The sequence below is a fragment of the Enterobacter cloacae complex sp. P12RS genome, assembly GCF_014895875.1.
Taxonomy (GTDB): Bacteria; Pseudomonadota; Gammaproteobacteria; order Enterobacterales; family Enterobacteriaceae; genus Enterobacter; species Enterobacter bugandensis.
On record NZ_JADBQO010000058.1, the window covers coordinates 24,763 to 31,993 of the forward strand.

Here is a 7,231-nt window from a genome sequence, read left to right on the forward strand (position 1 = left end):
AGAGGTAATGTATGAATCTTATCAGTATTCCCGCTTTTGAGGACAATTACATCTGGGTTTTGGTCGATGACGATCGTCGATGCGTCATTGTCGATCCCGGCGAATCCGCCCCTGTACTGCGCGCCATAAATGATAACGGCTGGCAGCCTGACGCCATTCTGTTGACGCATCATCATAACGATCATACTGGCGGCGTGCAGGAACTGCGCGCCCAATTTCCGCATCTTGTGGTGTACGGACCGGCTGAGACACAAAATAAGGGAACGACGCAAGTAGTCGAAGAAGGCGAAAATATCCTCATCCGCGAGTGGGAGTTTTCCGTATTTGCTACACCGGGTCACACTTTGGGACATCTGTGTTTCTACAGCAAACCTTATCTTTTTAGTGGCGACACCTTGTTCTCTGGCGGCTGCGGAAGACTGTTTGAAGGCACGCCGGAACAGATGTATCAGTCTTTACAAAAGATTAGTGCGTTACCGGATGACACCCTTATTTGTTGCGCCCATGAGTATACATTAGGAAATATGAAGTTTGCTGCAAGCCTCTTACCTGAGGATCGGGCGATTCAGGATTATTATCACAAAGTGAAGGAGTTACGTGCAAAAAACCAAAATACACTGCCCGTAATTCTGAAAAATGAGCGCCAGATTAATTTATTTTTACGAACAGATGATATTGATTTAATTAATAAAATTAACCAAGAAACAAATTTGCAACAACCTGAACAGCGATTTGCATGGTTAAGGTCAAAGAAAGATAACTTCAGATAAATGCGGGTTGCCTTTTCAAAATTTCGCCGTTATCATCGCTCGTCTTTTAAGCAACTATTGACACACACATGAAGGCAAAAGCGATATTACTCGCCTCTGTCCTGCTTGTAGGTTGCCAGTCGCAGAACGGCAGCAACGTACAACAGCACGCACAGAGCCTTTCTGCAGCTGGTCAAGGGGAAGCAGGGAAGTTTACAAGTTCGGCGCGCTGGATGGACGATGGGACATCTTTCGCGCAGGAGCAAGACTTGTGGACCTCTATTGGCGACGAGCTAAAGATGGGAATTCCGGAAAACAGCCGGATTCGCGAACAGAAACAGAAGTATTTAAGAAATAAGAGCTATCTCCACGATGTAACGTTACGGGCAGAGCCGTATATGTACTGGATAGCCGGGCAAGTTAAAAAACGTAACATGCCTATGGAGCTGGTACTCCTACCCATAGTGGAGAGCGCTTTTGACCCACACGCGACGTCTGGCGCCAATGCCGCAGGCATTTGGCAGATCATTCCGAGCACCGGGCGAAACTATGGTCTGAAACAGACCCGCAACTATGATGCGCGTCGCGATGTTGTCGCTTCAACGACAGCCGCTCTCGACATGATGCAACGTCTGAACAAGATGTTTGACGGCGACTGGCTGTTAACGGTCGCAGCGTATAATAGTGGCGAAGGTCGTGTACTGAAGGCAATGAAAGCGAATAAAGCACGGGGTAAATCCACCGATTTTTGGTCGCTCTCACTGCCACAGGAAACGAAGATTTACGTACCGAAGATGCTGGCCTTGAGCGATATTCTCAAGAACAGCAAGCGTTACGGTGTACAACTGCCAACACCAGACGAAAGTCGTGCACTGGCGCGCGTGCGCCTCAGCAATCCGGTTGATATTCAACAAGTTGCTGATATGACGGGTATGTCGGTAAGTAAATTGAAAACCTTTAATGCAGGCGTTAAAGGCTCGACGCTGGGGGCAAGCGGCCCGCAGTATGTGATGGTTCCGCAGAAACATGCGGCGCAGTTACGTGAGTCTTTAGCATCGGGTGAAATTGCCGCCGTTCAGTCAACGCTGATCGCCGATGCTTCATCCGTTAGCAGCCGCAGCTATAAGGTGCGTTCAGGGGATACCCTTTCAGGCATTGCCTCACGTCTTGGCGTGACGGCGAAAGATCTGCAGCAGTGGAATAATCTGCGCAGCTCTGGGCTGAAGGTGGGTCAGACCTTGACCGTGGGTGCAGGTAGCAGCGCACAGCGTCTCGCCAGCAACAGCGATAGCATCACCTATCGCGTGCGCAAAGGCGATTCACTGTCCAGTATCGCAAAACGACACGGCGTGAACATCAAAGATGTGATGCGCTGGAATAATGATACTGACAATCTGAAACCGGGCGACCAGCTGACGCTGTTTGTGAAGAACAGCGCCACGCCAGACTCCTGATAACACGATCGAAAGATAAAAAGGCACCGATTCCCCTCGGTGCCTTTTTTGTTTATCCCGCTTTTTGCGCTTCAGCCATGATGGTATCGCTCGTAAATGAGCCATCCGCCTGCAGTTCAAAGTACGCCTTCACCTCTGCGGACGCACTCTCCTGGTAAAGCCTAATTGCCTGGCTTAACGCCTCCGGGGTACGCATACGGGCTATCCAGGAGCTGAACTCCAGCGGTAAACGGTCTGTTATTAACGAGCGCGCAATCAGCCCGGCTTCAGTGATAAACGATAACCACTCCCCGCTGGCGTAGTTTTGCACGTGCGAGGTGTCGCGCAGCGCTTCGACCGTCTGCAGCCAGATATTACGCACCGGATGTCCGGGAGACATCACGTCCATAATGATGAAGGTGCCACCCGGCTTCAGAACACGTCTGACTTCGCGCAATGCCTGGCCGACGTCATGCCAGTGGTGTGCGGAATACCGGCTGATCGCGACATCAAACGACGCGTCATCAAACGGTAAAGACTCCGCATAGCCCTGCCGCGTATCTATATTTTTCAGCCCTTTCGCTTTCGCCGCCTCAGCAACGACGTCCATCATCTGGCTCGATAAATCATATGCGGTAACGTGGGCTACCTGCTGCGCAGCCGTAAAGCTGGCGTGCCCTGCCCCACATCCCAGGTCCAGCACGTGCGCCTGCGGGAATGCCGCCAGACGTTCACCGAGACGCACCAGATCGCGACCTGAAGCATGCACGGCGCTGCTCAGATAAGCACTTGCCTGAGAACCAAACTGCTTTTCTACGTTGTCATGATGGGAGTGTGTTGTTGTCATCGTACTGTCCTTTGTTGGTTAAAAATAAAAGGGCAGCACCCGCGCGGCCTGCCCCACGGCAGACCTGACATACCATTATTTATCAGGTTTGCCGGGACTGAATTCAACGAGTAGAGGATTGTGATCCGAAGCGCGCGTCACCAGAACGGAGGCGTCGTGCACGCTCAAACCGCGATAGAAGACAAAGTCGAGAGGACGACCAAAAGCTTTTTTACGCTGGTCATCACTGAAGCGAACTTCACGCAGCGACATTTCGCGCGCAAAACGATACAGCGCATTCATGCGCGGACGGCTCCAGGCATTAAAATCGCCGGCCATGATGATGGGCCCGCTGTGATGCGCAATCTGATCGCCAATAGGAAGTAACTGCTTACTATACACATCCACGCCGAGGCTAAAGTTTACCGCGTGGATATTGACGACCATCAGCATACGGGTATCCGGCAGAGGATAGACCGTCACCAGCGCTGATTTCGCCAGACGCAGGATAGGTTCGCGCTCGCGGAGCGGGCAACAGTAGACCGGATGGGCAGCAGAAAGCGTCATTACGCCAGAGGGATGCTGCGGCAGAACAAATGCCGGCACCTGGTCGGCGGCAAGGTAATTCGTGGTGGCAAACCGTACCAGTTCAGGGGTAGTTTGCGCCTCCTGGAGCAGAACCAGGTGGGCATCTTTTCCAAAATTTTTGAGTACCGATAACCACTCCGCGCGCTGCTGCTTGAAGATATTCCAGACCAGAACCCGGATTTTATCATCGCTGCTTAACGGTGTGCCGGCGGGTAATGCCTGGCTTATGCTCGCAAACGACCCCGGAGGTAAGATCCTCTCCGCGGGCATTCCGGCAACATAACGCATGGCATAGGTATTTTTTCGCACTTTTGGAAACAGCCCCTGTAACATGAACCAGCCCTGAAAACGGACTGGTTCTAATGTTATAGGGACTTTAGGTCACACTTTCAACGCAATTTCTGAGAAACCGCTTTCCAGTTTTGTAAGCAAGCACTTACTGATGTTATCCCAGCGCTACGCGGGCTGGCTTATCGAGGCGTCCACTCAGGCCAATCAGCAGGAAGGCGACCAGGACAATCACCGCGCCAATCCATGGGGTCTGGGTTAATCCGAAGTGTTCGACGGTTTGTCCGCCAATAATGGAGCCCAGCGCGATACCAATATTAAAAGCGGCAATATTCAGACCGGATGCCACATCCACCGCATTCGGCGTATAGAGCTCGGCTTTCTGGACAACGTAAACCTGAAGCCCTGGCACATTACCGAAGGCGAAGATCCCCATGACCAGCACCGTGACCAGCGCGGCATACTGTATCGAAGCAGTGAACTGGAAAATCATCAACAGAATAACCAGCGCAGCGAAGATGAATTTCAGCGCCGGAACCGCACCGTGCTTATCCGCAAGCTTGCCGCCCCAGATATTGCCAATCGCAACGGAAATACCGTATCCCAGCAAAATCCAGCTCACGGCGTTGGGTGAGAAACCCGCCAGGTCCTGCATCATCGGTGCAAGGAAGGTGAAGGCGGTGAATACGCCACCGTAGCCCAGCGCCGTAACCGCGTAGATGATCAGCAAACGCGGGTGCGTGAGCACCTTCAGCTGATCGCTGAGGCTGGCGCTGGCCCGGCCAGGAATAGTCGATGGCACCAGCAGCAGGCTGGTCACCAGGGCAATGACGCCCAGCAAGGAGACGGCCAGGAACGTTTCACGCCAGCCGAAATGCTGTCCGATAAACGTCCCCAACGGTACGCCCGTGACGAGTGCAACGGTCAGCCCACCGAACATGATCGCAATGGCGGACGCCGCTTTCTCTTTAGGCACCAGGCTGGTTGCAATGGTGGAACCAATCGAGAAGAACACCCCGTGGGCGAGGCCGGTCAGCAGACGAGCGATGACCAGCGTGGTGTAGTCCGGCGCCTTCCAAGCCAGCACGTTGCCAGCGGTGAAAAGCACCATTAATGCAACTAACAGCTGCTTACGCGGAAAACGTCCGGTCAGGGCCGTCAGCACCGGCGCGCCGACGGCAACGCCCAGGGCGTAGATAGACACCAGTAACCCGGCTGAGGGCAGCGAGATGGCAAGCTGGTTAGCGATGGTGGGAACCAGTCCCACGATAACAAATTCGGTCGTGCCAATTGCAAAGGCACTGATCGTCAGGGCAAGTAGCGCCAGTGGCATAAAATACTCCGTATCATCAGGATTAAGATGACAGGCAGTATGCGCCAGTGCTTAAATAACAAAAATGGTCAAAATATCAATAGAATTTTGCAGGTGGTGCAACAATGAAAGCAACGTCTGAAGAGCTGACAATCTTTGTCGCCGTCGTCGAAAGCGGCAGCTTTAGCCGCGCAGCCGAGCAGCTGGGACAGGCTAACTCGGCCATTAGCCGTTCGGTGAAAAAGCTGGAAATGAAGCTCGGGGTGAGTCTGCTCAACCGAACGACGCGGCAGCTCAGCCTGACGGAAGAAGGGGAACGTTATTTCCGCCGCGTGCAGTCGGTGCTGCAGGAGATGGCCGCAGCGGAGACGGAGATTATGGAAACCCGCAGCACGCCGCGCGGGTTGCTGCGCATTGATGCTGCCACGCCGGTTGTGCTTCATTTTCTGATGCCGTTAATCAAACCTTTCCGTGAACGCTATCCGGAGATGACGCTCTCTCTGGTCTCGTCCGAGACGTTTATTAACCTTATCGAGCGGAAAGTGGATGTGGCTATTCGGGCGGGAACCCTGACGGATTCCAGCCTGCGGGCCCGCCCGCTGTTTGCCAGCTACCGTAAAATTATCGCGTCTCCACAGTATATTGCTGAACATGGTAAACCGGAGACGGTTGAAGAACTGAAGCAGCATCTGTGCCTGGGCTTTACGGAGCCGGTGTCGCTGAACACCTGGCCTGTTGCCTGTCATGATGGCCAGCTTCATGAAATTACCTGCGGATTATCGTCTAACAGCGGAGAAACGCTGAAGCAGCTTTGCCTGGAAGGGAATGGGATCGCCTGCTTGTCAGACTATATGATTGATAAAGAGATAGCGCGGGGTGAACTGGTAGAGCTAATGGCCGATAAACGTTTGCCGGTCGAGATGCCTTTCAGCGCGGTGTATTACAGCGACAGAGCGGTAAGCACGCGCATACGCGCCTTTATCGACTTCCTGAGCGAGCATATAAAAACAGCTCCCGGAGGAGCTGTGTGAGGGTTCGGGTTACAGAGGGAGGGTCTTATTAATCCCAGTCAGGGGCTAAACCTTCCGGGCTCACCAGGCGGTCGTTGCACTCCAGTGCTGCGATCGCTTTTTTATCATCGTCATCCAGATGAAGATCCAGCGCTAGCAGGTTGCTGGCCAGGTTTTCGCGCTTGGTTGACGATGGGATCACGGCATAGCCTTCACCCATTGCCCATGCCAGAATAACCTGCGCAGCAGTGGCGTTATGCTTCTCAGCGATACGGATAATTACCTCGTCTTTCAGAGCCTTACCGTAGGCCAGCGTCATGTAAGAGGTAATATGGATACCGTGCTGCTTTGCCCAATCTACGACTTTGCGGTTTTGCAGGTATGGAGACAGCTCAATCTGGTTGGTCGCAATATTCTCAGCGCCAACAGCGGCAATCGCCTTTTCCATCAGCGGGATGGTGAAGTTGGAAATACCAATTTCACGGGTCAGGCCCTGCTTTTTCGCTTCCAACAGCGCCTGCATGAACTCTTCCACAGAAACGGCATCGTTCGGTGACGGCCAGTGGATCAGCGTCAGATCGACATAGTCGGTACGCAGTTTCTTCAGGCTCTCTTTCAGGCTTGGAATGAGCTTGTCTTTGCTGAGGTTTTCGATCCAGATTTTGGTGGTGATGAACAGTTCATTACGCGGTACACCGCTCTCTTCAAGAGCCTGTCCAACGGCAGCTTCGTTTTCATAGATCTGTGCCGTATCAATTGCGCGATAGCCAAGTTCAAGAGCGGTTTTAACTGATGCGATAACTACGTCGTCTTTCAGGCGGAAAGTGCCAAGACCGAATGCAGGGAGAGTCATAATATTCCTCAATCGTTATGTTCGTTAACTGAGGACGATTATCGCTGGCGGTGTTATAGAGAAAAAGATCGTAAAACGCAGAGGATTTTTGCTAATTTCGCAATAATTAATCGTCAGATATGAAAAAAGCCCTGAGCGTTAACTCAGGGCTTTTAATAAGTGGCGGAACGGA

7 protein-coding genes are annotated in these 7,231 nt (G+C 52.6%); 3 read left to right on the top strand and 4 right to left on the bottom strand.

The window, feature by feature from the left end:
• The first annotated feature begins 11 nt into the window (after positions 1–11).
• Positions 12–770: a hydroxyacylglutathione hydrolase gene (gene gloB / locus IM284_RS21880; protein WP_047366758.1), complete on the top strand. Its 759-nt coding sequence runs from the start codon at positions 12–14 to the stop codon at positions 768–770.
• 68 nt (positions 771–838) lie between these two features.
• On the top strand, positions 839–2,203 hold the full coding sequence (gene mltD / locus IM284_RS21885; RefSeq protein WP_028015607.1) for a murein transglycosylase D: 1,365 nt from the start codon (positions 839–841) through the stop codon (positions 2,201–2,203).
• Positions 2,204–2,255: 52 nt separating this feature from the next.
• On the opposite strand, the gene IM284_RS21890 is transcribed toward mltD, so the two are convergent.
• The 3 genes from IM284_RS21890 to IM284_RS21900 form a co-directional block, all read right to left on the bottom strand.
• A complete protein-coding gene (locus IM284_RS21890; protein WP_047366759.1) occupies positions 2,256–3,029 on the bottom strand; it encodes a class I SAM-dependent methyltransferase in 774 nt (257 codons plus the stop codon).
• A gap of 75 nt (positions 3,030–3,104) precedes the next feature.
• Positions 3,105–3,905, bottom strand: a complete 801-nt coding sequence (locus IM284_RS21895; RefSeq protein WP_028015605.1) for an endonuclease/exonuclease/phosphatase family protein — start codon at positions 3,903–3,905, stop codon at positions 3,105–3,107.
• 136 nt (positions 3,906–4,041) lie between these two features.
• A complete protein-coding gene (locus IM284_RS21900; RefSeq protein ID WP_047366760.1) occupies positions 4,042–5,217 on the bottom strand; it encodes an MFS transporter in 1,176 nt (391 codons plus the stop codon).
• A gap of 104 nt (positions 5,218–5,321) precedes the next feature.
• On the opposite strand from IM284_RS21900, the gene yafC reads away from it, so the two are divergent.
• Positions 5,322–6,227 carry a DNA-binding transcriptional regulator YafC gene (gene yafC, locus IM284_RS21905; RefSeq protein ID WP_028015603.1) on the top strand — a complete coding sequence of 302 codons (906 nt, stop codon included), beginning with the start codon at positions 5,322–5,324 and terminating at the stop codon, positions 6,225–6,227.
• Positions 6,228–6,255: 28 nt separating this feature from the next.
• Here the strand turns inward: yafC and dkgB are convergent, their stop codons facing one another.
• Entirely contained in the window at positions 6,256–7,059 is an 804-nt protein-coding gene (gene dkgB, locus IM284_RS21910; RefSeq protein WP_028015602.1) for a 2,5-didehydrogluconate reductase DkgB, read from the bottom strand.
• Positions 7,060–7,231: the final 172 nt, after the last annotated feature.